The organism is Haloferax litoreum, assembly GCF_009674605.1.
Lineage (GTDB): Archaea > Halobacteriota > Halobacteria > Halobacteriales > Haloferacaceae > Haloferax > Haloferax litoreum.
The window spans coordinates 60,810-86,043 of record NZ_WKJO01000002.1 but is presented as its reverse complement, the minus strand read 5'-3'; the positions used below and the strand labels follow the sequence as shown (position 1 = coordinate 86,043).

The window sequence follows — 25,234 nt, the reverse complement described above, 5'->3', positions numbered from 1 at the left end:
ACCCCGTATTTCGGCTTAAGCATATCGTCTGACAGTTGATACATGGGGCCTACAAACCGCGTTCCGGAGGCAGAGTTAATATAACCCCCAGCAATCGGTCACTATCGTATGTTAGCATTCGAACTGAGTGCCATCTCGCGGACAATCGTCGAAGATATGGCCGAAGTAGAGCCTGACGAAGAAGTGTTGGTCGTGACTGATGCAGAGATGATGGACGTCGCGACGCCGCTTGCAGTCGCTGCTCGGGCAGCAGGTGGACAGACAGTGCTTTCCGTGATGCCTCGTGCAGAAGCACACGGCAACGAACCACCGGCAACCATCGCAGAGGCGATGAAAGCGGCCGACATCGTCTTCGCGGTGACGACCAAAGCACTGACCCACTCAGATGCTCGACAAGCGTCCGCAACAGTCGGCACCCGGACCTACATTCTCCGTGGTGTGACGACCGAGATGATGCTCGAAGGAGGCATCAACACCGATTACGAGGAGTTGACCCGGGTCACCACCGCAGTCAGCACGGTCCTCCGCGAGGCGAACACGGCGCGTGTGACATCAAAAGCGGGGACCGACGTCACGATGGACCTCACCGGTCGAGGGTCCTATGTACTCGATGGCCGTTTCTACGACGATGGGCGAGCAGCAGCGGCGATTCCAACAGGTGAAGCGCCGACATCACCTGCCGAGGGGACGACAAACGGGACAATCGTCATCGACGCGTCGATGGACAACATCGGACAACTCGAGACACCGATTACCCTCACAGTCACTGACGGAGTCGTCACCGACGTCTCGGGGGGGGCCGAGGCCGACGAACTCAGGCACATCCTCGAAAATGCAGACGAGAACGCGGGCAATATCGCCGAGTTCGCCATCGGGACGAACCCGGATGCGAGGTTCATCGGAAACCTCGCTGAGGACAAGAAGGTCCAAGGGTCCGTCCACTTCGCTGTTGGAGATAACCGGGGAATTGGAGGAACTGTTCGAAGTTCTATCCACCTCGACGGCGTCCTCGCCCATCCCACAGTCGAGGTCGACGGGGTCACCATCGTGCGCGATGGCGCTCTCGACACCGAATTAGTATTCGAACGTGCTTCGGAGGTCGAAGAACGATGACGGTTCTGGCAGCGACGACAGGAAAAAACATCCCGAGTGAAGTCGTCCGACAGGGGTACGACCTCGCGTCTGCGTACGGCGACGAACTCGTCGTCCTTCACGTGGCACCAGAATCGGAGTTCGAAAAACACCAAGCAGAACTCCAGACTATCGACGAGTTCAAAGATTACTCTGTGATCCAAGAAGAGGACTCGATAGCGGACTTTGCCGAGCAAGTTGCTAAAGAGTCCCTCGACGAGCCGTTCGACGGTGTCTCGGGAATGGGCCGCGTCGGAGACCCAGCAGACAGAATCATCCGTGCTGCCGATTCGGTCGACGCCCGTTACGTCGTCATCGGAGCCAGAAGACGCTCACCAACAGGGAAGGCATTTTTCGGAAGCACAACCCAGTCGGTACTCCTCAACTCGACCCGTCCAGTCGTGACCGTTCTTCGCGACTGACATACTGACTTTTTACTCCCTCTGACGTCTACCGAGTATGCCTGAGACACCAGCCGAGCGGCTCGCTCACTTCGTCTCTGAACTCGAACCCACCGCTGTTCCAGATACCGCGATGCAGACTGCTGCACGGTGTTTCGTCGACACACTAGGTGTACTGCTCGCAGGGACGAAAGAAGGGGCCGGCCCGCTCACGATTCGGTCTGTCCGAAAGCGAAGTGGTGGTGGTCCATCTCCACTAGCGGGGACCGACGCGTACGCCTCGCCGACAGACGCCGCATTTGCCAACGCGACAGCGGCACATAGTCTCGACTTCGACGATTACACTGTCGCCGTTCCGGGACACACGAGTGCAGTACTCGTCCCAGCACTCCTCGCGCTGTGTTCTTCTGAGAAGGCACTCGGCCGGTCTGTATCAGGGAAAGAAGCGCTCTGTGCGTACGTGGCGGGGTTCGAGACGATGAATTTCGTTGGCGCAGCAATTCGTCCCTCCCATTACGATGCTGGATGGCATGCAACGTCGACGTTGGGTGTTTTCGGAGCGGCGGCAGCGGGTGCGAGCGCCCTCAGACTCGGCACAGAACAGACACAGCACGCACTCTGTGCTGCCGCATCAGCGGCGGCAGGGGTCCGTCGTAACTTCGGGTCCGGGACGAAACCGATACACGCAGGGACTGCTGCGAGAGGTGGACTCTCGGCGGCCCTCTCTGCTGCGGCCGGTGTCACAGCAGCATCTGATGCACTCTCGGGCGAATACGGATTCTTCGACCTCTACGCAGGGACGACCACGCCAGACATCGATTCGCTTCCCGAACTCGGCTCGCCGTTCGCACTGGTGGACGATGGAGTGATTTTCAAGAAGTATGCGTGTTGTGGGGCAGCCCACACGAGCGTCGCAGCGGCGGAGGCGCTCGTCGAAGACGGACTCGTCGCTTCTGACGTCGCTCGCGCGACGCTCTCTGGCCCGAAACGTCTCGAAGACATCCTCCGGTACGACGTGCCATCGACCCCTGAGGAGGCCAAGTTCTCCACTCGGTATCCCGTTGCGAGAGCGCTCGCCGGAGAGTCTGGAGGGCTGTCCGGGTATACGCGAGACGCACTCGATGACGAACTGGTACTGGACCTTTGTCACAAGGTCCGGTTCGAAGTCGACGAGACCCGACCATATCACGACTCAGGAGTGACTGTTCACGTCGAACTATCCAGTGGAGAGTCAGTGACAGCGTCTCAGTCTGCACGACCCGGGTCACCTGTAGACCCGATATCGGTCTCTGAACTGCGACAAAAGTTCATCGAGTGTACCGCAGAGACACTCGGAGACCGAGCACCGTCGGCGTTCGACTCGGTTTTGACCATCGAAGATGCGGCGGACGTGAGCGACGTTGTCGACCCACTCCTATCAACACAAACACCATAACGAGTCCCCGGTTAGTCGACGCTGACTCGGGGATCGATGATACCGTAGATGATGTCGATGCCGAAGTTCCCAAGGAGAACGAACGCTGCGACGATGAAGAAGACGAACTGAACGACCGGGAAGTCCCGCATCAACACCGACTGGACGAGAGTGAAGCCGATTCCCGGCCAGTTGAAGACGACTTCGAGAAGTACCAAGCCGCCGAGCGCGCGCGTCATCGAAATCGGGTAGACTGTGATGACCGGCAGGCTCGCGTGCTTTGCGATGTGGCGAAGTTGTGCGAGCTTCGAGAGCCCTGTCACGCGGTGGTAGTAGATGAAGTCCTGACCGGAGACTTCGACGACGCTCGTCCGCATGATGAGAGACGGCAGGTTCGTGTACCGAATCGCGATGACCGAGAACGGCAGGATGTAGTGCATCATGAAGTCCCGTGAGGTGTACGGACGCCACCACTCTTGGCCGTCGAATTGGCCGGCGTTGAGTTGCGACAGCATCCCCGACGACGGGAACCAACCTAACCATCCCGAGAAGACGATGATCATCAGAATTCCGAGGAAGAACACGGGGAGCGTCCCGATGAAGATCGTCGCCATGACGCCGAAGCGCTCGAACCGGCTTCCACGGTTCGTGCCGATGAGCGTTCCCACGATGGAACCAATGATGTATCCGAGCGTGATACCGGGGGCGATGAGGATGAACGAATTGAAGATACGCATCTTGACGACCTCCCAGACTGGCTGACGGACCCGGAGTGACATCCCAACGTCGCCCGTGGCGAAGTTGACGATGTAGCGGTAGTACTGGACGTACAAGGGGTCGTTCAGCCCCCATTTCTGCCGGAAGACTTCGATCTGTTCCGGCCTGACGCCTTGGAACATCATGATGTCCTCGAAGCTCCCCGGCATGAGCCGGAAGAAGAAAAACAGGAACGAGAGGATGAGCCACATCATCACGACGACCTGCAGTGACCGAACGACGATGAACTTCGATTTACTCATCGGCGTGCTCCTGTGTTCTCAGCGCTATTCCGAGCGGTTCCGGTGGTGTTGTGTAGTGCGTTTTCGTTCATGTTTGCGGTGAGGCCTGGGTCGATTTCGATACGACAGCATCTCCATTCGTGTCTCGCGGCAGCGACTCGTGGTCGTAATGGAGGTGACATGCGACACGTCTACCACTCTCTACTTCGAGATACTTGGGGGTCGTATCGCAGATTGGCATCCGTTCTGGACACCGGTCACGGAACCGACACCCTTCACCGAGTCCGATCGGGTCGGGCGTCGACCCCTCTAAATCCGTTCGCTCACGCTTTTTGTGTGGGTTCGGGACTGGAATCGCGTTGATCAGTGCTTCGGCGTAGGGGTGCTTCGGTGACCGAAGCAGGTCCATCGTCGGCGCCGTCTCGACGATACGACCGAGGTACATGACGTTGATTTCGTCACAAACGTAACTGACCGTCGAGAGGTCGTGCGAGATGTATATCATCGACACGTCTTGTTCTTCCGTGAGCTTAGAGAGGAGTTTCAGGATGACTGCCTGTGTCGATACGTCCAGCATCGAGACTGGTTCGTCTGCGAGGATGATATCCGGTTCGAGGATGAGCGCCCGAGCGATAGACACACGCTGTTTCTCCCCCCCACTGAGCTGGTTCGGATAGCGGTCGATGTACCTGTCTGCTGGTCTCAGTTCGACCATATCGAGCGTGTCCCGGATTCGTTCTTCTCGGTCGCCGATTCCGTGGACTTCCAGCGGGATTTCGAGCGTCTGCTTGACAGTCATTTTCGGGTCGAGCGAGTCGAACGGGTCCTGGAAGATTACCTGGACACTCCGACGGAACCGCTTCCAGTCTTCCTTGTCGAACTCGCTGTAATCTCGACCGTTGAACAGAATCTCACCACCGGACTTTTCGTGGAGGCCGAGGAGTGTCATCAAAAGCGTCGTCTTTCCACATCCGGATTCGCCGATGATCCCTTTGACTTCGTTGCGACGTAAGTCGAACGAGACGTCGTCGACCGCTTGGATTTTGTCTTTTTTTCGCCCGAGTGCCATGTCTCCGAGCGAACGGTTCTGTGCGAAGTACTTTCTGAGGTCTCTCACCTCGAGGATAGGTTCATCTGTCATCTTCACGCGTCTCCATCGGCTTTCGTTTCTTCGACTGTCGTTCCGATGTCCGGCCGTTTTTCGGTAGCATATTCTTCGTGTACTTCGTCCATCCTGAAGCACGAGACTCCGTGTCTGCTGTCCCCTTCGACTTGCTCGAGTGGAGGTGCTGCAGTGTGACAGTCCTCGATTGCCCACGGACAACGGTCTACGAAGGTACAGACGTTCACATCCCCAATGATTCTCGGCGGTGTTCCATCGATAGTCCCGAGTTCACGGTTCGGGTCTTCGATGTCTGGGAACGCCTCTTGGAGCAGAATCGAGTAGGGGTGGCGCGGTGTGTCGTAGAGGTCGACGACTGTGCCAGTCTCGGCGAGTTGACCACCGTGCATGACCGCCATGCTCTGGCACGACTCGAAGACGAGACTGATGTCGTGCGTGATGAGAAGCATGCTCGTCTCGAACTCGTCTTTCATCGCATCGAGGTACTTGAATATCTGGTCTTGCATGATGACGTCGAGCGCTGTCGTCGGTTCGTCTGCGATGATGAGAGATGGCTCCATGAACAACGCAAGCGCGATGACCGCACGCTGTTGCATCCCACCCGAAAACTGGTGTGGGTAGTCGTGAATCCGGGACGGTTGTAATCCGACTGTCTCGAACAGCTCACCGAACCGCTCGAGAGCCTCCGCTTTCGACATGTCGCTGTGTGTTCGCGCAATTTCGACCGCTTGCTCACTCACGCGCTGTAAGGGGTCGAGGTTGTTCATCGAACTCTGGGGGATGAGTGAGATTTCTTTCCACCGAATCCGCTCGCTGAGCTGAGCGTCCGAGAAGTCTTGAATCTCTTCACCTCGGTATTTGATCGTCCCTCCGACGATAGAGCCATTCTCGTCGAGCCCGCCGATGAGGGATTTGGCGATGGTGCTCTTCCCGCATCCTGATTCGCCGACGAGCCCGAAATACTCGGCTTCCTCGACGGTGAAGGTCACACCAGAGACTGCCGTAACCGGACCGGACGACGTCTTATACTGGATGGTGAGGTCTTCGACTTCCAAGAGTGGTGCACCCATCGTTACCCACCCTGGACGAATACGTCCTCTCCGGGGTCAGAGCCACCAGATATCTCCTCGTACTTCCGTCCGAACATGAACGCCGATAGGACGGTCAGTGAGATAAGTACACCTGGTGGCACAGACCACCACCACGCCACGTCGGCGTATCCCGACGTGTAGGCGTTGCGAATCATTACTCCCCACGATGGAAGGAACGGGTTCGAGACGCCGATGAACGCGAGTCCAGCCTGCGTCACTATCGAGTACCCGATTCCAAGCGAGAAGAAGAGGAGTATCATCGGAGCGATGTTGGGGAGGATGTGTCGACGGATAATCATCGTCGAACTCATACCTGTCGCCCTCGCTGCAGTGATGAATGGCCGCTGCTTGATTTGGAGAACTTGGGATCGAAGCACGCGAGCAGACCCACGCCAGAGGATAAACCCGATCGCGAGAATCGACGTGTAGAGACCGAATCCGAGCATCGCCAGCAGTACGATTGCGAAGGGGATGAGTGGCACCCCGTAGACAAAGTCAGTAAGACGCATGAGGATGTTACCGACCCATCCTCCAAAGAACCCTGCTGACACTCCGATAAGGGTTCCCAAGGTGATGATGAGTGTGCCCCCGACGATTCCTGTGACGACTGTCGGGCGCGCACCGATGATGATGCGCGAGAGGACGTCTTGGCCAGTGTCGGTTGTTCCAAGTGGATGCGCAATCGAAGGTGGTGCAGCCCGGAGGAGAGTTCCATCAGCAGCGTACTGTGTCGCTTCGTAGTCGTAGGGGGCGATCGCTTCACCGAAGATCCCCAGAAAGACGATGAGCAACAAGAATCCACCATACACCATGAGTTCGCGGTCAGAGAGGACCGTCCGAACTACTCGGTTTTTTCCAAAGTTTGGAATCCGTTTCCACAACTTTGGGAGATTGTCTCGGAGTGCCGATGACATAGGTTGTCAGTTGCGGCAGTACAGTAAAATGCTTTCGCTAACGTGTCACATGCCAACACACATCGCTCAGTACGACCTCGGCAGTCCGAGGACCTTCTGTGCGATGTAGTTCTTGATGAGTTCGTTCGACACGGGGGCGATGACGGTGATGATGGATTCACGCCAATACCGTGCGACGTCGTACTCTTCAGAATAACCCATACCACCAAGCGTCCGGACCGCTCGTTCGCACGCCTCGACAGATGCTTCACTCGCACGCATCTTTACTGCGTTCGATTCCGGACCGCACTCCTCGCCGTTGTCGTAGAGCCAGGCGGCCTTTTGTGTCATCGCTTCTGCGAGCGAGAGTTTACTCCACGAGTCTGCCAGTGGATGCTGGATACCCTGATACGACCCAATCGGGTTGTCGAAGACGACACGTTCTGATGCATACGAACTGGCTTTATCGAGTGCTGCAAGACCGATTCCAATCGCAGTCGCCGCGACGAGAATTCGCTCGGAGTTCGCAAACGTCAGCAGATACTTGAACCCCTTTCCTTCCTCACCGATACGGTTTTCCACTGGGATACGGAAATCTTCGAACCAGACTTCGTTCGAGTCGAGCGCAACTCTTCCGGCTTTGTCCATCTCGACGACGTCGACCGTATCGAGATCTTTGTCGAACTCGGCCAAGAAGAGCGTGAGTCCGCGGAATCGATGTTCAGGGTCACGCGGTTCCGTTCGTGCGAGGAGGAGCATCAAGTCTGCTCGCTGTGCACCACCAATCCATACTTTCTGACCATTGACGACGTACTCGTCACCGTCTCGACGGGCAAACGTTTCGAGCCGAGACGTATCTAATCCGGCGTTCGGTTCAGTGACAGCGACGGAGAGTCTGCTCTCGCCTGTCGATATCCCGGGGAGGTACGCCTCCTTTTGGGCAGTAGTTCCATACTCGATGAGCGGCGCAGAGTTGAATATCTGTGTTCCCGTGAGACCAACGCCGGCGTGCGCCGCACCTGACCGGGCAATCTCCTGTTGGACGATGATTCCTTCTTGAATCCCGTACCCGTGCCCACCGTACTCCTCGGGAATCGTGAGACCGTACCAATCTTGGTCTGCAAACGTCTGGTGAAACTCCTCGGGGTACTCTTTGGCCGCATCTTTCTCACGCCAATACTCGTCACCAAAGTCGGCGCAGAGTCGCCGAATCTCTTTTCTGATGAGCCGTTGCTCTTCCGACAGGGAGAACTCCATGTTACTACCACCCACACGCTAAAAAATAAAGATGCCGCTGAGATTATCCGTACCGTCGGTCTCCCTCTCCTTTCTCCCGGTTGGTGATCGAGTAGTGCGAAATCTTACCGTCGTCGAGTTCCGCGTAGGCGCCGAACACGTGCTCAGTGTCGATAGCATCACCCTTTCCGGTCCCATACACGAAGCACTCCCCCTCGTTTGCGACTGATTTCTCGAGGATGTGGTCTAAATCACGCTTCCCACGGATATCCCGGAAATAGTGCAACAGTTCGTCTCTTCCATTGACAATCGTTCGCGTCTCGAAGATTGGCATATGGATATACGTCACGTCGTCTGTGAACTGTGCAGCGGCCTCTTCGAACTCTCCGGCCTCGAGGTGAGTCCAATACCGTTGGACGACCTCGACGGGGTCGACACTTGCTGATGCCATACACCATGTGAGGAGTTAGCAAAGTATTTAGTGTTATCCCCCTGGTCAACCGACGACGAACACGTCGCCGTCACGCACGACCACGTCGAACGTCGGGATTCGGTACTGTGGGTCGCTGACGTGGCGACCATCTTCGAGAAAGAATTGCCATCCGTGCCACGGGCACGAAACAACAGGTCGGTCCGGGTCGACACCGAGGTCTGAGACACCTGTTCCTCCGGGGCACAGACGAAGCGACTTACTCACTAACCCCTCTCCGACAGGGCCATCTTGATGTGGACACCGATTTGACAGCGCTCGGTACCCCTTGTCTGTGTGAATAACCGCGACATCCCCATGTGGAAGGCTCACGATTCGTCGCTCGCCTTCTCCAAAGTCGGCTGCCGAGTCGACGAAGTGGAGCCTCGAATCGTCACTCATAGGTCGTACACCTTTCGTGCAGTCTCCCCGTAGATGTTCGCGATCTCCTCGTCAGAAAACGCCGGGCGAAGGACGTTGAGTAGGTGGTCGGTGTTGTCGAAATCGTAGTGTGGGTAATCCGATGAGAACATCAGGTTCGTCCCACCACTCATCAACCGAATCATCGCTCGAACGTACTCGTGGTCGTGAGTGCCCTCTACCGGTTGGGTGGTGAAGTAAAACTGACGTCGGATGTACTTACTCGGTGCCATTTCGAGGAGCGGCGCATCTTCGACGTTCGCTGGCAGTTCGTGGTCGAGTCGGCGCATCAAGTACGGTACCCAACCGATACCTGCTTCCTGAACGACAAAGTCGAGGTCCGGGTACAGCGCGGGAACCCCTGCAGTGAGCATGCTCGTTAAGTGCGTCATGTGGTCGAACGGATGGGACACGGCGTGAATCGACATGTGCCGGTTCAACCACCGGTGTTGGAGTGGTTGGCTTTGCCAGGCGCCATTGGCCGTTCCATGGAGAAGTAATGGGAGGCCTGCGCTCTCACATGCCTCGAAGATAGGACGGTACATTTCGTGGCCCAATGGTGGTGTGACGCCGCCACTCGGCAAAAGAATCCCGATAACCCCTTTCTCTTTGGAGACACGGTCTATCTCTTCAGCGGCGTCGTTCGGACGGTGCGGTGCAATAACAGCAGCACCCCGAAATCCCTCGTCGAAGAACGTCTCGGTCACCCAGCGGTTGTACGCGTTCGCGAGTGCGACTGCGAGTTCGTCGTGGTGAACGACGCCGAGTGAGAGATTGGTGCCGGCGTTCAAAATTGGTTCCGTCACCCCCAGTTCTTCCATCCCCTCCCGAACGTCTTCTGGCGTCGTGACTTTCGTCGGAGGGATGCGTCCGGTCGTCCGCCCGACGTTGAGGATGCCAGACTTCGGGTACAGCGGGGAGAGAAACCGTCCCTTGTGGATGTCTTCGAGCGGTCGGGCGAGTATCTCGTCCCACGGGGAATCGACGTACGGAAGGAAGTCTGAGGGGCGTTCAGTTAGGTGGAAGTCACAGTCGACAACGTGGTCGAGGTCCTCTATCGATACTATCGAATTCTCAGCGGACGCCTTCGACGGCATGGCTACCATCTGTCGTCCCGCACTAAATATGTGTCAGTTAGGTACATATGCGTGACATTACCTACCACAAATTATATCGTCTTGAGAAAACGTGCTAGGGGTGTGATGAAGGGAGAAGACACTCCGTCAGTATCACGAAGACGACTACTACAAGCAGTGGGTGCTACCGGTGTAATCGGTGGACTCGCCGGCTGTGGAGGTCAAACAAATGGCGGCGGAGACACAGGCGGGGACAGTGGCGGGAACAATGGCGGCTCAAACGGTGGCGGAGGAGGGGGAGGTGACGGTGGAAACGAACTCGGCGAGCGTGTTCCGACCCTCGTCATCGAATTTATCACCGGTTACGGACCGTGGGACGACCTCGTGCCAATCGTGAAGAACAACATCGAGGACGCACTCGATATCACAGTCGAAGCGAAACCCGTCGGGATTTCGGCGTTCCTCGACGACGTCTACAACGACAAGCGGACCTACCACTACTCCACGTGGGGGAACTCCTCGGCACCACCGCGACTCGACCCCACCGAGTACCTGCGCTCGATGGTTATCGACTACGCGGGCAACAACGGCCAAAAGAACTACGCGAGTTACACGGACTGTGAGTACTCAGACCTCGTGATGACGGGCGTCGAGACCGGAGACCCAGAAGAGCGGGCACAACTGTACGAGGACGCGATGGTGAAGTTCAGCAACGACGTCGTCACGATTCCGATGATTCCTCGGTCGGCGTTCGTCGCGTACCGCAACGACCTGCTGAACGTCCCCGACGACAAACTGGGCGAGATGGGGCTCGACCTCTGGAACGTCGCTGCGCTGGCTGAGACAACTCCGACAAACGGTGACCGCTGGGTGTTCGCTATGCAGGTCGACTTCGTGGAATCGTTGAATCACCTGCTGCTAACGGGAATCCGCGACCACACACCATACGCCCAGATGCTGAACTCACAGCTCGTCTACTACGACGAGAATCTTGAGTTCAACACCCAACTCGCCACGAACTACGAGGTCCAAGACGACAGCCGGCGGTACGTCTTCGAACTCGGCGACGCGACGTTCCACAACGGGGATCCGGTAGACGCCGAAGCCGTGAAGTTCACGTTCGAACTGCTGGAAGAGAACGACGTCGCGCTCGCGGCGAAACAGAACTACAGCAACATCGAGGTGGTCGACGACAAGACAGTCGTCTTCGAATTCGACGAGCCGAACCCCGGGTTCCTCACCACGCACCTCCCGCTGTGGGGTATCCTCCACCCGCCGACGTGGGAAGGGATGGACGACCCGGCGACGTTCGAGCCGGACCCCTACGTCGGGTCCGGGCCGTACCAACTCTCGTCGTTCAACAAAGACCAAACGATGGTTCTGGAGCCGTACGACGGTCACCCGACCTACAGTCCGCAGAGCACCATCGTCTTCCAACTGTTTAACGACAAGTCTACCAAGCTCCGCGCCTTCAGACAGGGTGAAATCCAGGTCGCTGACGAACTCTCGGGGAGCGACCTCATCAACCTCGAAAACCAACTCGATGATGCCCAGTTCGGCCAGACCCGCTTCGCAGGTGTCGGTGCGTGGCAACTCTACGCGTCGTACCCACAAGCGCCCGGGCGATACTCGGAGTTCGGTGACGCAATCGGAAAGTGCATCAACCGTCAAGAGATCAACCAGGTCGTGTTCGCTGGGTACGAGACGGAACTACTCCACAGTCTCTTCTTCACTCCGCAACACCCATCGTTCCCACCGGAAGACAGTCTCCACAAATTCACTGATTCGGTCTCCGGCGATGCCGAAGCAGCACGTCAGGCACTCATGGATGCGGGGTGGGGATGGGACGACAGCGGCAATCTCAGATACCCCGCAGGGACCGACACGACGCCAACGTACCCCGCTGGTGAGGTTCCAAGCGCCGACGACTTCGCGTGCATCTCGGCAGACGGCGAGTACGTCTCCGGATAATCTATTTCCGTTTTTTGTCTCGTAACTTTTCTTCTTATTTGAGGTTGAAGAGACGAACGAGGACTATTCTCGCGGAGTGACGACTGACTCCGCTGCCGCAGCGATACCGAGAAGGGCGGCATCGTCGAACCGTTCACCAATAAATTGGACACCGACGGGAAGCCCATCGACTGGTTCCGTGGGGATGGTTATCGCAGGAGTCCGAGCGAGCGTCGCGGGACGAGTGTTACGAGCGTAATCGTATCCGGGGTCAGTCGCATCCTCGAGTTTGGGAGCAACACCCGGCATCGTCGGCATGACAAGTGCATCGACTGACGACGCCGCCGCACGAACCGATTCCGCAATTCGTTCGCGTGCGATACGCGCTCTCGTGTAGAGTCGACCGTCGTAGGCGTCTGTGAGGAAGGCACCAGCGAGTAATTTCGTCTTGAAGAATCGACCGAGTGACCCACTCGCGGCCCGGCGGTTGCGGGAAAACGACGCCTGGTATCTCTCGTCGACGTGTCCGTCGCGTCCGAACGCTGCACCCCCATTTCGCCAGTGGGTCGCTAGTTCTGCATACGAGATGATGCTCTTGACTTCGTAATCGTACTCGAATACCCACGGGACCGATACCTCTTCGATAGTCGCACCGGCGTCTTCCAATCGGTCGAGAGACGCCGAGACTTGGCTTGCAACGGCACCGTCGACGCCATCGCCGAAGCCACCACTCACCCGACCAAACCTGAGCTCTGAGAGGTCAGGTGCGTTTTCGACTGCCTTTCGACCACCGCCTGCTCCGTATCCGTCTTCCCCTGCTGCTGCGAGTGACGACGAATCGCCGTCGTGTGGGCCAGCTATCGCGTCATATATCCGTGCTGCATCGTGGGTTGAATTAGCTATCGGACCGACGACGTCCTGTGTGTACGTTTGTTCCACCACGCCGGTCCGAGGTACGACGCCGTACGACGGAAGGAATCCGACGACGCCACAGAACGATGCGGGGATTCGAACCGACCCACCCGTATCTGTCCCAAGCGCGGCATCGACGAGAGACGCCGCGACTGCGACAGCGCTCCCACTGGACGACCCACCAGCCGCTCGTGACGGGTCGTGCGGGTTCTGGACTGCACCCTGTGGGTTTCTCGTCCCTCCCCCGCCGCCAGCGAATTCGTCCATCGTTGTCTTGGCGACGATTCGAGCCCCTGACTCTCTGAGACGGGACACCACTGGGGCGTCTCGCGGTGGTATGTAGCCGAACAACACGTCGGAACCACTGTGCATAGGGACACCCGCGACGGGGACGTTGTCTTTCACGCCAATCGAGAGACCCGACAGTTCACCCGAGGTATCTGCCGGAGGGACGTCGCACCTCGTCGCGATTGCATTGAACGGGTTGTCCGCCGGTTCAGACCACGACCGCTCTCCAAGGTCGTCCACAGACGTCAGTGGGAGACCGGTGATAACACCGAGACCGTCGACCATCGCATTTATCGCGTCACGAATCTCGTCGAGTTCGTCGTCGTCGACGGACACGTCGTAGGCGTCCCCGAGCGTTCGAACGTCGTCACGTGAGACACGCCTGAGTTGGCTTCCAATCGTTCGCGCGTGTTCGCTCTCCAGAAAATGACCGAGGTACGGCTCATCTTGAGGCATAGCTCTATCCACGCCTCTCGGCCGCAAATAGATTCGCCCCACTCGTGGCTGGCAGATAGAACGATGAAAAGAGACTGTGACGAGTTCAATCAGTCGGTCTGAACACCGGGATTGCAACGTCCTCGTCGTCAGTGGGAACGAAGACAACTTCCACCCGGTCGTCGATAGCGATGGAATCTGCGTCACAGTCGACCAGCGTCGTTAGCATCCGCGGGCCCTCGTCGAGTTCGACGATAGCAGAGACCATCGGGAGGTCGTCGCTCGGCCACTCACTGACGACATCGGTTGTCGCGTACGTGTACACTCGACCGGTTCCAGTCGCCGGTTTCGGCGAGACGTTCGGCGAGAAATCGTCCGGACAGAACGCCCTCGGGTAGTAGAACACTAACCCACAGTCGTCACACTCGTACAAGAGAAGCGTTCCGTCGGCCGCTGCTCGCCAAAACGGGGCCGTCTCCGGGTCGACCTCCGGCGTCTCTCGCGGCTCCCACTGTTCGGGAACAGTCATCTGGGGGCCTCCAGCAGAAGCGTCGTGTGCTTCTCACGAGTGACGAAGTCGCCACCCATCCCATGTGCGATGGCGTATCGCGCGTTGGGAATCTGGACTTCGGGTGCTGTTTCGCCACGAAGTTGCCGAACTGCCTCGACGACTTTGGTCAATCCACCCTTATTTGCTGGTTGGTTCGAACAGAGCCCGCCACCATCGGTGTTGACGGGTAACTCACCATCGGGTGCTTTCAACGCACCGGATTCAGCGAATTCGCCACCAGCGCCTTTCTCACAAAAGCCGAGGTCCTCTAACTCCAAGAGAACCGTGACAGTGAACGAGTCGTACAACGAAGCGTAGTCGACGTCACTACGGCTGATTCCAGCCTCGTCGAATGCACTATCTCCTGACTCACGGGCACCGGTTTCGAGGATATTCATTCGACCGGCGTCGTGATGCGTTATCGACTCACCACACCCGATTATCTCGACACACTCGCGGGCCAATTCGTCTGCGACGTCCGATGAGACCAACACCACAGCAGCGCCGCCGTCTGAGATGACACAACAGTCGAGCAGGTGAATGGGGTCGCTAATCGTCCGAGAGTTCACGACGTCTTGTGCCGTCACGGGGTCCGGGTAGAGTGCGTCGTCGTTGAACTGGGCGTGATACGAGACCGCCTCACGGATCGCTCCAAACTGGAGTGGTGTCGTCCCGTACTCGTGCATGTGCCGTTTCGCAACCATCGCATACCGGGTGATGACAGTGTTGCCATGGATGTGTTCGAAATTATCCTGCATCGTCGTCCCAGCAGTCCCCCCAGTTCCCGTGTTCTGGGCGCGTGAGCGTGGCCTCCCACCGAGAGTTATCAAGACGACGTCGCATTTACCGTCTCGAATTGCACTCACGGCGTGGGCCATGTGCGTCAACTGTGCACCACCCCCGTCGTCGGTGTTTTCTGCCCACGACACACCACGTAGGCCGAGGTAATCAGCCATCATCATCGGCCCTTTGAACGTATGTTTGTACTCGGGGATTCCGGCCGTCGCAAACCCGTTTACTCGTGACTTTGGAAGCCCTGCATCGGCAAGTGCACCACGGGCAACTTCTGCGTGTAGTTGCATCGCCGACTTGTCCGGTGCCTCGCGGGTTGGATGTTCGAACGCCCCGGCGATGTAGACGGAGTTACTCATGTGACCCTCCGACTATCGCGTCGCATTCGCCCTCGAGTACCACGACGTCACGCCGGTTTCGTACGTCGAACGAAACGCGGACAGTCATCCCGTCAGGTGTATCATCGACCTCGTCTACAGTGCCCTCGACTGTGAGCGTGTCTCCCGGACACACTTTATCCGTGAAGCGGAATTTGATTCGGTCGATGGACCCGAGGCCGAACCACTTCGAGACCATGCGTGCACCGTACGAAGCGGTGAGCATTCCGGGGCCGAACGCAGACCGGAACCCTGCGTCCCGTGCATACGTATCGTCGTAGTGCATCGGGTTGAAATCACCAGTCGCCCCGGCGAAGCGAACGAAATCTTCGTGTCTCAGATTTTCGACGACGATGGTTGGCCCTGAATCACCAACATCGATTCCCTCGTCACCCGAGATTGGCCACGTCTCACTCATCGGTCTTACCTCGATTCTCGTCTGCTGCGCGGCGTGTCTCTATCATCGTTCTTCGTTCTGTCACGAGAAGCGCACCCGTCTCGTCGACGTAGTTTGTCTCGAGGACCGCAAACGTCATTTCGCCGTCTCGTTTGGAGTACACATCTGCGAGCGTCGTCTCCCCAGTGAGAACGTCGCCGACTATCGGATGACGATGGTATTCGTACTCTTGCTCACCGAGAACCCAATATCGACGGTCCATACCGAGGTCGATGGCGTGGAGTGGACCCCCATTGACGTGGTAGTGGTCGTAGAGCGCAGTCATCGTGTGGATGAGTGATGCCGGAATTCCATCGAAACCCATCGTCGTCGCGGCGTCCTCGTCGACGAAGAGGGGTGTTTCGTCTCTCGTCGCCGCGGCGTACTCCGCTACTTTCCCCGCATCTATCGAGAGGCCTTCCACCGTTCGAACCGTGGTTCCAATAGCGTCTCGAAGACTCTCCAAAGAGCGATAACTCGGCATGCTGTCGTACTCGAATCGTGGTATCCGCAAATACTTGTCGGTGGTTGTCATGGTCAACGGTAGCAAACCACTTGTAGAAGAGTTGCGTCTACCGGTGTATGGGTCGCACACGAAAAGCGACGAGAGTCGCCTATCGCGCAGCAGTCGAGCTTCTAGCTATCGGTGCCGAAGATGACGTCCTCATCGTTGCCGACGAATCGGCAACGGAGGACTGTCAAGAGATTATCGACGCTCTCGCTGGACTTAGCACCGAACTTGCCAATTCAGTGGTCGTCTGCACCATGAACGACACGGCGGGAGATAGCGAAACGATTCCTCCAGGGGTGATTCAGGCGATGCACGAAGCGTCGGTTTTAGTCGGACTGACTCAGACGACATCAGCGTCGTTCACGCACCACGACGTTCCACTCGGCCTTCGGGCAGATGAGGAGTTACGTGCGCTTGGGATGACGAAGCGGTCGTTCTCTGACCTCACGAGTCCCACTGTCTTAGACGTCGATTTTGGCGCGCTCACACGGTTCGGTGCGAGGGTCAGAGACCAAGTTGCTGCGGCCTCCGAGATTCGTGTGACGAGCGAGCGTGGAACAGACCTCGTGGCGAACATCGACGGAATGCCCTCGATGAGCACAGCGGTGGCACATACCCCAGGCGATATCACTGTTATTGGGTGGGGAGAGGTGTATCAAGGGCCCGTCGTCGGGACAGCAGAGGGAACTGTCGTAATTGACGGACCGATTCTCGGATACGGGTGGCCTAACGGCGAAGTCGAGATTGTCATCGAATCCGGTGAAGTCAGAGCCCTCGACGGCGACCCACAAATCGTCACGGCTCTCGAAACGACACTCGACGAAAACGAAAATGCTCGAAACCTCGCGGAAGTTGCGTTCGGAATCAACCCGTACGCAAACCGACGGTCGACGTCTATCTGGAAGAAAGGGCGAGGGCGAACCCACATCGGAATCGGAAATGGCCTCATCTATGGACAAGACGTCGATTCACCGGTACACATCGATTTCGTCATGAACGACGCGTCGGTCACCCTCGACGGAACACAACTCATCGACAGCGGTTCGTTCGTCGACGACGAGGTCGAAGCATGAAGATTGGATACTCTCCGTCTGGTTTCTATCCTCGGGAACTCCCAGCGAGAGATGCCACGGCGAAACTCCTCGAACTCGCCGAGACAGCACACGAACTTGGGTACGACTACATAGAAAAAGGGGACCACCACGTCGTCGATTTGGGACAGTACCTTCAAAATGTGCCGACGTCCGGTCGTCTCGCCGCCTTGTTCGACCACGTCGCAACGATGTTTCTCTTACCGATGTACGACCCAGTCCTCGTTGCCGAACAGGCGGGAACACTCAGCGCGATGGTCGAACAATTTGACTTCTGGTGCGCACTGGGGTACAACGACGATGCATTTAGGGCGTTCGGGGTTCCGAAGCGTCAGCGTGCACCGCGATTCGAAGAACAGCTAGCACTCATCCGTCGTCTATGGTCTGAAGACGAAGTGACGTTCGAAGGGAAGTACTATCAAGTCGAAGACGTCTCGGTGAATCCGAAAGCAGATGCACGAATTTGTATCGGGGGGAGCGCAGAACCGGCAGTGCGCCGAGCCGGTAGGCTTGGCGACGCATGGGTGAGTTCTTCTGCAGACCACGATACGCTCGAAGAGAAGATTCAGTGGTTCGAGGAGGCAGGGGGTGGTGCAGTCATCGTCAGGCTGGATGCCGTCGGACTCCCGAACGACGCGGATGCCAAGGAGCATGCACAGGACCTCATCAAAGACGGGTACCGTGGATGGAGTTCCGATGCAAACTATCTCGCCGGAGACGCAACTCACCTCGCAGAGTATCTCGGTGACCTCGTAGATTCTGGGGTCGACGAGGTCGTCGTCCGTCCGATGGATCGTGCGTACGCAACCGAAACGTTGACCCAATTGATCGAAGCCAAGGAGCAGTGCTGATGGTCGCACCATACTACACAGAGGTCGTCCCCGGCGTATACGAGATAACGTGGCAAGACCGCGACGAAGGCCCACCGTTCATCAGAGGCGACCGACGCCGGTCGTACCTGTTCGACCTTCCAGACGACGTCCCGACGCTTGTCGATACGTGTGTGCCAACCCGTGCACGACACCTTATCGACGGAATAGAGTCGACGGGTGTCGACCCACAACGGCTTATCATCACTCACCGTCATCTCGACCACGCGGGGGCATTCGACACGGTCGTCGACCGGTTCGACGTCGAAACGTGGGTACCGGAACAGGAACCCCTCGTCGACGCAGACCGCCTCAACGTGACGACGCCAGCAGACAATCTGTACGGACACGAAGATAGAATCGGCCGCTTCGTAGCAGTCCACGTTGGCGGACATTCGCCGGGGAGTTCGGCGCTCGTGGACGAAAAAGCTGGTATCGCAGCGTGTGGGGACGTTGTCTCTGGCTCTGACCGGCGCGGTCTTCCAGCAGGGTATCTCGTCCACCCACCTCAATCGACGAACATGTACGTCTCACCAGCAGACGTCGTCGATGCGGAAGAAAATCTCGTCAGACTTCTGGACTACGATTTCGAAATTGCACTCGTCCACCACGGTTCCAACGTGTTCGAGAATGCAAGTCAAAAACTGGAACGATACGTCTCATTCGAACCGAACTACGCGTCCGACGAGCCATCGCTCCATCGACCCTCACGAGAAGGGCTACCCGAGGGAGTCCTCGACGACGCGTTCTGACTCCGTTTCGTCTCGGTTGACTGCACTGTAGTACGCGATTTTTCCATCTCGGACCTCGGTATAGACCATGAATACGTGGGGAACGTCAACGTCAGGACCGAACACCCGTCCTTGGATGACGGCTGAAGTACCGTCTGAGACGTAGTGTGTCACCTCGTGTGAAGACTCTCGAGGCCCTCTCGCGTTGACGAAATAGTCGTAGAGTTCTTCTCTCCCATAGACCTCTGAAATGCCCTTGTGCATCGGTGGGTGGAGGTACATCGTGTCCTCAGTGAATTGGTCGGCAGCCTCCCGAAATTCGTCGCGTTCGAGATGGTACCAGTAGCGTTTCATGGCAGTTACTGGGAGTGGTTCTTCCGACTCCATGCACCGTGATGGCACGATACACTATTAACGCTATCTGTCGGTGAGGGAGAATTCAACAATATCGCTATAGTGTTCGGGTGTGACGGGGGGGTATGGAGATTGAGCCTACGGAGACCGACGCGTTATATCGGACGCTGACGAGTGCGATAATTCCGCGGCCAATTGGCTGGATTAGCACGTGTAGTGACGAGGGAGTTCCAAATCTAGCACCGTATAGTTTCTTTAACGGAGTCAACTCGAACAACCCACCCGTGTTGATGTTTTCGGGAAAGCAATCCACTGACGGGTCACACAAGGACACGGTAACGAACGTCTTAGAGACGGGAGAGTTCGTCTACAATCTCGTGACAGAAGACCTTCTCGAAGCGATGGACAAGACGAGCGACGAACTTCCACCAGACGAAGACGAGTTCACGCACGTTGGGCTAGAGCCGACCCCGAGCACGACTGTCGATGCGCCTCGCGTCGGTGAAGCGAAGATGAACGTCGAATGTCGTCTCTACGAGACGGTTCCAGTCGGTGACCACGTCGTGGTGTTTGGTCAGGTCACATACGTACACGTAGACGATTCAGTGGTCACAGATGGAAAGGTCGATGTGCGAAAAATCGATGCTGTCGGTCGACTGACCGGGACATACTATACGAAGATGTCGCCGGTACGGGTCGCCAAAGATCAATCGTAGTAGCGGTGACCGATGGTGAGGCACCCAATCGGTGCGACGTATGGGCCGTGCTCCATACCTGGAGTTCGACAGCAGTACATCCCACGTGTGAACACCTCGTCGAGGTGTGTATCGATTAACCCGCCCTCGATGATGAACACCTCCTCGTAAAAATCGTGGGTGATGCGGTCGGGAATCTCTGCACCGGGTTCCATTCGGACGAATCGGGTGCATTGACCGTCCTCGTCCTCGTATACAACTCGTTCGTATACCCCAGGACGCTCTTCTTCCCAATTCAATCCACTATCCTCGCCGAATGGGTCAAACAGCTCTCTGTCAATTGTTGGCACAGAACTCCCTTTATCTCGAGACGACTTATACATAGTTGATTCCGCAGAGCGGAACTTTATATGTTGAAAAATATTATTCTTGATTCAATAGTTTAAATTAATACGAATGGAGACAGTATTAGCTGAGTGATTCGATATTACGGAATGAAGAGTGCAACATCGACAAAGATGAGTGGTGAATCCACCGAAGAGCGGTATGTGATGTCACACCGAACGCCGATAGACTTCAGTCTGAGCCCGAGGGAGAGTCGACCGCCTATTATTACAATACTATAGTTGTAATGCTGATCGGACGAAGGTAGAGCCCAACTGACAACCACGCAATAATCCGTAATACAGAATTTTATATAGTGTTGGTGGGTAACGATACACATGGTGAAAGACCGGGGCGAGAGAAACGGTGTGAAGACGACGGATACCGTCGTCCGAGTGATAGAAGCGTTGATGACACTAAACGGCGGCCGAGTAACGGAAGTTGCAGACCACCTAGAGATGGCACCAAGTACAGTTCACAGACATCTCACATCACTCGAAGAGCACGACTTCGTGGCCAAAGAGGGAGATACGTATAAAATCGGTCTACGGTTTCTCACAGTCGGTGGGTACGCACGTAATCAAAGGCCAGAGTACACAATCGTCAAACCGTTCGTCAAAGAGATTGCTGAAGAGATAGATTGCCGTTCCGTGTTCATGGTCGAAGAACACGGTCTGGCCGTCTACCTCTTCCGTGGGGCGGGGTCACACGCAGTGGAGACGCACACCGTCGTCGGGAGTCGCCGACACATGCACTTAATCGCTGGCGGGAAAGCAATACTCGCTCACTACCCCCGTGAACGAGTCGACGAGATCATCGACAGGTGGGGTTTGCCCCAACAGACAGAGGACTCGATTACAGACCGAGAGACGTTGTACGAACAACTAGAAGAGATCAAAGAGCAAGGAGTTGCGTTCAATCGTGGAGAAAGTATCAGCGGACTGCACGCTGTTGCAGCACCGGTCTTCGGAAAGCGTGATGAGGTTCTCGGTGCACTCACCGTGTCCGGCCCGCAAAGTCGGTTTACCCAAGAGAACCTCGAACACGACATACCGGACCGTCTCATCGGGACAGTAAAAGAGCTCCAACTCAAGATACAATTCTCTAATGTGCCCTCTATCACGACCACAGAGCTCGACGTGCCGACCACCACTTCAGAAGAAGACGAGTTGCCAGAACACCGAGGGTGAACTCTGGACGATAAGCACACGAGCACGAACATATTTCAGGTCGGTGAATTTAGATAGACTAATGGGAGCTAACTCGGACGAAGGTCGACGAAAAAGCAAGGTCGAGCGGGTGATCGACTCGTATGGGTTAACAGGGTTTGGCGAAACATTAGCCGAACGGTGGACCGCACCGGAAGACAGCGATAGTCTCAGAGACCTCGCAACGTTGCTGAACGAAAAAATGATCCAATCGGCACTACGTGAGACCGATAGTGAAGTCCTCAAAGGGGAAGCAGAGAACCTGTATTCACTTCTCTCGGACGACGACACTACTGAGGGGATGCGTGTCCAAGCGAAAAATTCACTCGAGTCCAGGGGAGTCGATGTCGACCAACTCTCCTCAGACTTTGTATCGCACCAAGCAGTGTACACATATCTCACTGAAATCCGTGGTGTCTCGAAAGACTCTGAATCGAAAAATCGCATACAGAGCGTCGTCGATTCGGTCCAGAAGCTTCGGGGGAGATTACTTGCTGTTACCGAACGAAGTCTCGAATCGCTCCGAGACACGAACCAACTTCGACTCGGCGACTTCGACGTGCTCATCGACACCCAAGTATACTGCCGAGATTGCGGTACCCAATACGAGGTCATCCAACTACTCACGAGAGGGGGTTGTGAGTGTGGTACCAATTCCGAATCCGGCCGTCAATAATTACAATACTAGACTTGTAATATAGTCACTCACTCATCAATTGGTTTTATACGCATGTGACGGGAGCAACACTACATGAACGCAGAACAGACGACGGAATCGAAAGTCCACCTTTCAGTCGAGAATATCGGTGGCATCGACGAACTCTCGACATCGTTTGAGCCGGGTGTAACGCTCCTCGCCGGGCGCAATGCAACGAACAGAACCTCGCTGCTTCGATCGATCATGGCTGCTCACGGAAGCGACGACGTCGCGTTGAAAGGCGACGCAGAGGAGGGATATGTCGAACTCACTTTCGGTGACGAATCGTATACGCGAACGTTCGAACGCCAGGGGAACTCGGTAGTTACTGATGGAGAACCGGTTCTCAACGACACAGAACTCGCTGATCTCTTTGCGTTCTTGCTCGAATCGAATGATGCTCGCCGAGCCGTCGCAAACGAGGATGATCTCCGAGACCTCATTATGCGACCTGTCGACGTCGAGTCGATCAACGAAGAAATCAACTCGCTCCAACAGCGGAAGAGAGAGATATCAAACGAACTTTCTACCCTTAGCAACCTCTCGGAGAAACTTCCGACTCTCGAACGGCGTCGGACGAAGCTCCAAGACCAAATCAGAGACAAAGAGACAGAACTCGCCGAGAAAGAACGTGAGGTAGAGGAGTACGATGCAACAATCAGTGAGCAGCAAGAAGCCGAAAGCGAACTCGAGTCGAAACTCGGTGACCTTCGTGACAAGCGTCGTGAGACTGACGACGTTGACCGTCGTCTCCAGACTGAAAAGCAGAGTCTCGCCGCACTGAAGTCCGAAGAGGAGGAGTTGCAGGGGGACGCTGAAGAGCTTCCGGACGTCGCTGGTGGACAGGTGAGTGAAATCGAATCTGAGATTAACCGACTCCGCACGCGGCAACAAGAGGTTCAGTCGACCATCAACGAACTGCAGAGTGTCATTCAATTCAATGAAGAGATGCTCTCAGGGACGTCTTCTGACGTTGTCGAGGCACTCCGTGGGTCAGAACCGAGCGAGAGTGGAGGAAGCGTCACCGACCAACTCCTTGCCGACGAGCAGGTCGTCTGTTGGACCTGCGGGTCAGAAGTCGACCAAGACGACATCGAATCGACGATTGACCGACTTCGAAGCCTCCGAGAGGAGAAACTCGACGAGAGCCGGTCGTTCAAGGAGGAGCTTTCGGCGCTTCAAGACGAGAAATCGACGTACGCACAGCAACAGCGTGAACGCGATCGTATCGAGCGCCGACTCTCCGATATCGAAAGTGAACGAGAGACCCGTAAAGAACGCATCGAGGAACTGAGAGCACGCCGGAGCGACCTCGAAAGTGAAATCGACTCGCTCGAACAGACTGTCGACGAGTTGGAGAGCGAAGAACACGGCGAATTGCTCGACCTCCACCGCGAAGCCAACCAAATCGAGTACGACCTCGAGCGACTTCGTTCCGACCTCGAAGACGTCGAAGACGAGATTGCGTCTATCGAAGCAAAGCTTGATGAGCGCGATGCGTTAGAAGCTACCCGTGAGGAAATCGACGAGGAACTCAAAGAACTCCGAACGCGAATCGAGCGACTCGAATCCCAGGCCGTCGAAGAGTTCAACACCCGCATGGGAGAAGTCCTCGACGCCCTCGAATACGATAACCTCGAACGGATCTGGATCGAGCGCACAGAGCAACGCGTTCGTGAGGGTCGCAAGAAAGTCACCAAGTCGCTCTTCGAACTACACGTCATTCGGAAAAACGAAGAGGGAGTGAGCTACGAAGACGCTGTTTCCCACCTTTCGGAGTCAGAACGTGAGGTGACGGGTCTCGTGTTTGCGCTCGCTGGGTACCTTATCCACGACGTCTACGAGACGGTTCCGTTCATGGTGCTCGACTCACTCGAAGCGATAGACGCTGACCGTATTTCCCGGCTTGTGGACTACTTTGCGGACTACGCCGACTATCTCGTGGTCGCACTGCTCGAAGAGGACGCGCAAACAGTCGACAGTTCGTATCCGCGGTACTCGCCAGCATAGATTCACGTTACCACTCGTATTTTGGACGCTCATATGACAGAATTATAGAGTAGTAAATTTACAAAGAGTTCGGGTTCCGCTCTACGACCATAATAAAGTGTAAATGCTGATTTATTTATCCAAATCAAAGAAATTAATCCAAAATCACTGACCTAATATCAAAAATCCCCACAACATCTACTGATTAAATCTGTTTGTCAAAGAATAGTGACCTTTGAGTTATTATCAACGGCCATAGGAGGGTACTATTCGTACAAAAGTATACACCACCCGAATAACCGGTTGTCCATCGCAGTCGAATACGACATGACCGACCTGATTGTAAGAATCTCGTTCAAGTAATTTGTGTGATAATTTTTATAAATGGTCTTTAGTCATATAATTATGCGTTGTGAAATAAGCGTGATAGAATCGCCCTATCTCTGAGACCCAGTCCTTGGTCTCACGTCCAACCCCACTGGCTGTTTCATTCGAGATTGAACAGAACAAAACCTATCGGAGTTCGTCGGCGAGGGCGGTCTCAGCCCCGTCGACGAGATTGGCTTGGAGGAGACCTTACTAGAAGTCGGTGCCTTCGTGGCCAATCGACTGGACGCCGTATGGAACGATCCGGTTATTTCGGGAAGTCCATCATGTATCCAACTCTCCTCAAGAATGTCGATCAACCCATCTATCTATCCATCCTCGACTTC

The 25,234-nt window shown here is 56.1% G+C and carries 26 protein-coding genes; 11 read left to right on the top strand and 15 right to left on the bottom strand.

The window, feature by feature from the left end:
- Positions 1-108: 108 nt before the first annotated feature.
- Genes GJR96_RS15795 through GJR96_RS15785 form a run of 3 tightly spaced genes read left to right on the top strand, consistent with a single transcriptional unit; the run spans position 109 to position 2,967 of the window.
- Positions 109-1,113, top strand: coding sequence for an aminopeptidase (locus GJR96_RS15795; RefSeq protein ID WP_151164223.1), 1,005 nt, complete (start codon positions 109-111; stop codon positions 1,111-1,113).
- A complete protein-coding gene (locus tag GJR96_RS15790) occupies positions 1,110-1,553 on the top strand; it encodes a universal stress protein (RefSeq protein WP_151164221.1) in 444 nt (147 codons plus the stop codon). The genes GJR96_RS15795 and GJR96_RS15790 overlap by 4 nt, the downstream gene beginning before the upstream one ends.
- 37 nt (positions 1,554-1,590) lie before the next feature.
- On the top strand, positions 1,591-2,967 hold the full coding sequence (locus GJR96_RS15785; protein WP_151164219.1) for an MmgE/PrpD family protein: 1,377 nt from the start codon (positions 1,591-1,593) through the stop codon (positions 2,965-2,967).
- 11 nt (positions 2,968-2,978) lie between these two features.
- Here GJR96_RS15785 and GJR96_RS15780 read toward each other — a convergent pair whose 3' ends face one another.
- The 8 genes from GJR96_RS15780 to GJR96_RS15745 form a co-directional block, all read right to left on the bottom strand.
- A complete protein-coding gene (locus tag GJR96_RS15780) occupies positions 2,979-3,965 on the bottom strand; it encodes an ABC transporter permease (protein ID WP_151164217.1) in 987 nt (328 codons plus the stop codon).
- Positions 3,966-4,032: 67 nt separating this feature from the next.
- Complete coding sequence (locus tag GJR96_RS15775; protein WP_151164215.1) at positions 4,033-5,085, bottom strand: oligopeptide/dipeptide ABC transporter ATP-binding protein; 1,053 nt, start codon at positions 5,083-5,085, stop codon at positions 4,033-4,035.
- Between the two features lie 2 nt (positions 5,086-5,087).
- Positions 5,088-6,137 (bottom strand): ABC transporter ATP-binding protein, encoded by a 1,050-nt coding sequence (locus GJR96_RS15770; RefSeq protein ID WP_151164213.1) that lies wholly within the window; start codon positions 6,135-6,137, stop codon positions 5,088-5,090.
- Positions 6,138-6,139: 2 nt separating this feature from the next.
- The gene (locus GJR96_RS15765) at positions 6,140-7,072 is read right to left on the bottom strand and encodes an ABC transporter permease (protein WP_151164211.1); all 933 of its coding nucleotides are present in this window, start codon (positions 7,070-7,072) and stop codon (positions 6,140-6,142) included.
- Positions 7,073-7,138: 66 nt separating this feature from the next.
- Positions 7,139-8,308 carry an acyl-CoA dehydrogenase family protein gene (locus GJR96_RS15760; RefSeq protein ID WP_151164209.1) on the bottom strand — a complete coding sequence of 390 codons (1,170 nt, stop codon included), beginning with the start codon at positions 8,306-8,308 and terminating at the stop codon, positions 7,139-7,141.
- Positions 8,309-8,351: 43 nt separating this feature from the next.
- On the bottom strand, positions 8,352-8,738 hold the full coding sequence (locus GJR96_RS15755; RefSeq protein WP_151164207.1) for a nuclear transport factor 2 family protein: 387 nt from the start codon (positions 8,736-8,738) through the stop codon (positions 8,352-8,354).
- Between the two features lie 45 nt (positions 8,739-8,783).
- Complete coding sequence (locus GJR96_RS15750; protein WP_151164205.1) at positions 8,784-9,158, bottom strand: Rieske (2Fe-2S) protein; 375 nt, start codon at positions 9,156-9,158, stop codon at positions 8,784-8,786.
- Positions 9,155-10,282, bottom strand: coding sequence for an amidohydrolase family protein (locus GJR96_RS15745; RefSeq protein WP_225317762.1), 1,128 nt, complete (start codon positions 10,280-10,282; stop codon positions 9,155-9,157). Before GJR96_RS15745 ends, GJR96_RS15750 begins: the two co-directional genes overlap by 4 nt.
- 354 nt (positions 10,283-10,636) lie before the next feature.
- Between GJR96_RS15745 and GJR96_RS18500 the strand changes: the two genes are divergently transcribed.
- Positions 10,637-12,223, top strand: coding sequence for an ABC transporter substrate-binding protein (locus tag GJR96_RS18500; RefSeq protein ID WP_151164203.1), 1,587 nt, complete (start codon positions 10,637-10,639; stop codon positions 12,221-12,223).
- Positions 12,224-12,286: 63 nt separating this feature from the next.
- On the opposite strand, the gene GJR96_RS15735 is transcribed toward GJR96_RS18500, so the two are convergent.
- The 5 genes from GJR96_RS15735 to GJR96_RS15715 form a co-directional block, all read right to left on the bottom strand.
- Positions 12,287-13,858 (bottom strand): amidase, encoded by a 1,572-nt coding sequence (locus GJR96_RS15735; protein ID WP_151164201.1) that lies wholly within the window; start codon positions 13,856-13,858, stop codon positions 12,287-12,289.
- An 85-nt stretch (positions 13,859-13,943) separates the two neighbouring features.
- On the bottom strand, positions 13,944-14,366 hold the full coding sequence (locus GJR96_RS15730) for a Zn-ribbon domain-containing OB-fold protein (RefSeq protein WP_151164199.1): 423 nt from the start codon (positions 14,364-14,366) through the stop codon (positions 13,944-13,946).
- Entirely contained in the window at positions 14,363-15,538 is a 1,176-nt protein-coding gene (locus tag GJR96_RS15725) for a thiolase domain-containing protein (RefSeq protein WP_151164197.1), read from the bottom strand. Before GJR96_RS15725 ends, GJR96_RS15730 begins: the two co-directional genes overlap by 4 nt.
- Positions 15,531-15,974 (bottom strand): MaoC family dehydratase, encoded by a 444-nt coding sequence (locus tag GJR96_RS15720; RefSeq protein WP_151164195.1) that lies wholly within the window; start codon positions 15,972-15,974, stop codon positions 15,531-15,533. Before GJR96_RS15720 ends, GJR96_RS15725 begins: the two co-directional genes overlap by 8 nt.
- Complete coding sequence (locus tag GJR96_RS15715) at positions 15,967-16,527, bottom strand: FAS1-like dehydratase domain-containing protein (RefSeq protein ID WP_151164193.1); 561 nt, start codon at positions 16,525-16,527, stop codon at positions 15,967-15,969. The genes GJR96_RS15720 and GJR96_RS15715 overlap by 8 nt, the downstream gene beginning before the upstream one ends.
- 47 nt (positions 16,528-16,574) lie before the next feature.
- On the opposite strand from GJR96_RS15715, the gene GJR96_RS15710 reads away from it, so the two are divergent.
- Genes GJR96_RS15710 through GJR96_RS15700 form a run of 3 tightly spaced genes read left to right on the top strand, consistent with a single transcriptional unit; the run spans position 16,575 to position 19,215 of the window.
- A complete protein-coding gene (locus GJR96_RS15710; RefSeq protein WP_151164191.1) occupies positions 16,575-17,576 on the top strand; it encodes an aminopeptidase in 1,002 nt (333 codons plus the stop codon).
- The gene (locus GJR96_RS15705) at positions 17,573-18,445 is read left to right on the top strand and encodes an LLM class flavin-dependent oxidoreductase (protein ID WP_151164189.1); all 873 of its coding nucleotides are present in this window, start codon (positions 17,573-17,575) and stop codon (positions 18,443-18,445) included. Before GJR96_RS15710 ends, GJR96_RS15705 begins: the two co-directional genes overlap by 4 nt.
- On the top strand, positions 18,445-19,215 hold the full coding sequence (locus GJR96_RS15700) for an MBL fold metallo-hydrolase (protein WP_151164187.1): 771 nt from the start codon (positions 18,445-18,447) through the stop codon (positions 19,213-19,215). Before GJR96_RS15705 ends, GJR96_RS15700 begins: the two co-directional genes overlap by 1 nt.
- Here the strand turns inward: GJR96_RS15700 and GJR96_RS15695 are convergent.
- Positions 19,183-19,581, bottom strand: a complete 399-nt coding sequence (locus tag GJR96_RS15695) for a nuclear transport factor 2 family protein (RefSeq protein ID WP_151164184.1) — start codon at positions 19,579-19,581, stop codon at positions 19,183-19,185. The genes GJR96_RS15700 and GJR96_RS15695 overlap by 33 nt on opposite strands.
- A gap of 92 nt (positions 19,582-19,673) precedes the next feature.
- Here GJR96_RS15695 and GJR96_RS15690 point away from each other — a divergent pair, with 92 nt between their 5' ends.
- Positions 19,674-20,264 (top strand): flavin reductase family protein, encoded by a 591-nt coding sequence (locus tag GJR96_RS15690; RefSeq protein WP_151164183.1) that lies wholly within the window; start codon positions 19,674-19,676, stop codon positions 20,262-20,264.
- Here the strand turns inward: GJR96_RS15690 and GJR96_RS15685 are convergent.
- Positions 20,255-20,626 carry a cupin domain-containing protein gene (locus GJR96_RS15685; protein WP_151164181.1) on the bottom strand — a complete coding sequence of 124 codons (372 nt, stop codon included), beginning with the start codon at positions 20,624-20,626 and terminating at the stop codon, positions 20,255-20,257. The two genes, GJR96_RS15690 and GJR96_RS15685, sit on opposite strands and share 10 nt — an antisense overlap.
- Positions 20,627-20,965: 339 nt before the next feature.
- Between GJR96_RS15685 and GJR96_RS15680 the strand changes: the two genes are divergently transcribed.
- The 3 genes from GJR96_RS15680 (at position 20,966) to GJR96_RS15670 (ending at position 24,542) form a co-directional block, all read left to right on the top strand.
- On the top strand, positions 20,966-21,817 hold the full coding sequence (locus tag GJR96_RS15680; RefSeq protein ID WP_151164179.1) for an IclR family transcriptional regulator: 852 nt from the start codon (positions 20,966-20,968) through the stop codon (positions 21,815-21,817).
- Positions 21,818-21,878: 61 nt separating this feature from the next.
- Entirely contained in the window at positions 21,879-22,511 is a 633-nt protein-coding gene (gene rdfA, locus GJR96_RS15675) for a rod-determining factor RdfA (RefSeq protein WP_151164177.1), read from the top strand.
- Positions 22,512-22,586: 75 nt separating this feature from the next.
- On the top strand, positions 22,587-24,542 hold the full coding sequence (locus tag GJR96_RS15670) for an archaea-specific SMC-related protein (protein WP_151164175.1): 1,956 nt from the start codon (positions 22,587-22,589) through the stop codon (positions 24,540-24,542).
- Positions 24,543-25,234 lie beyond the last annotated feature (692 nt).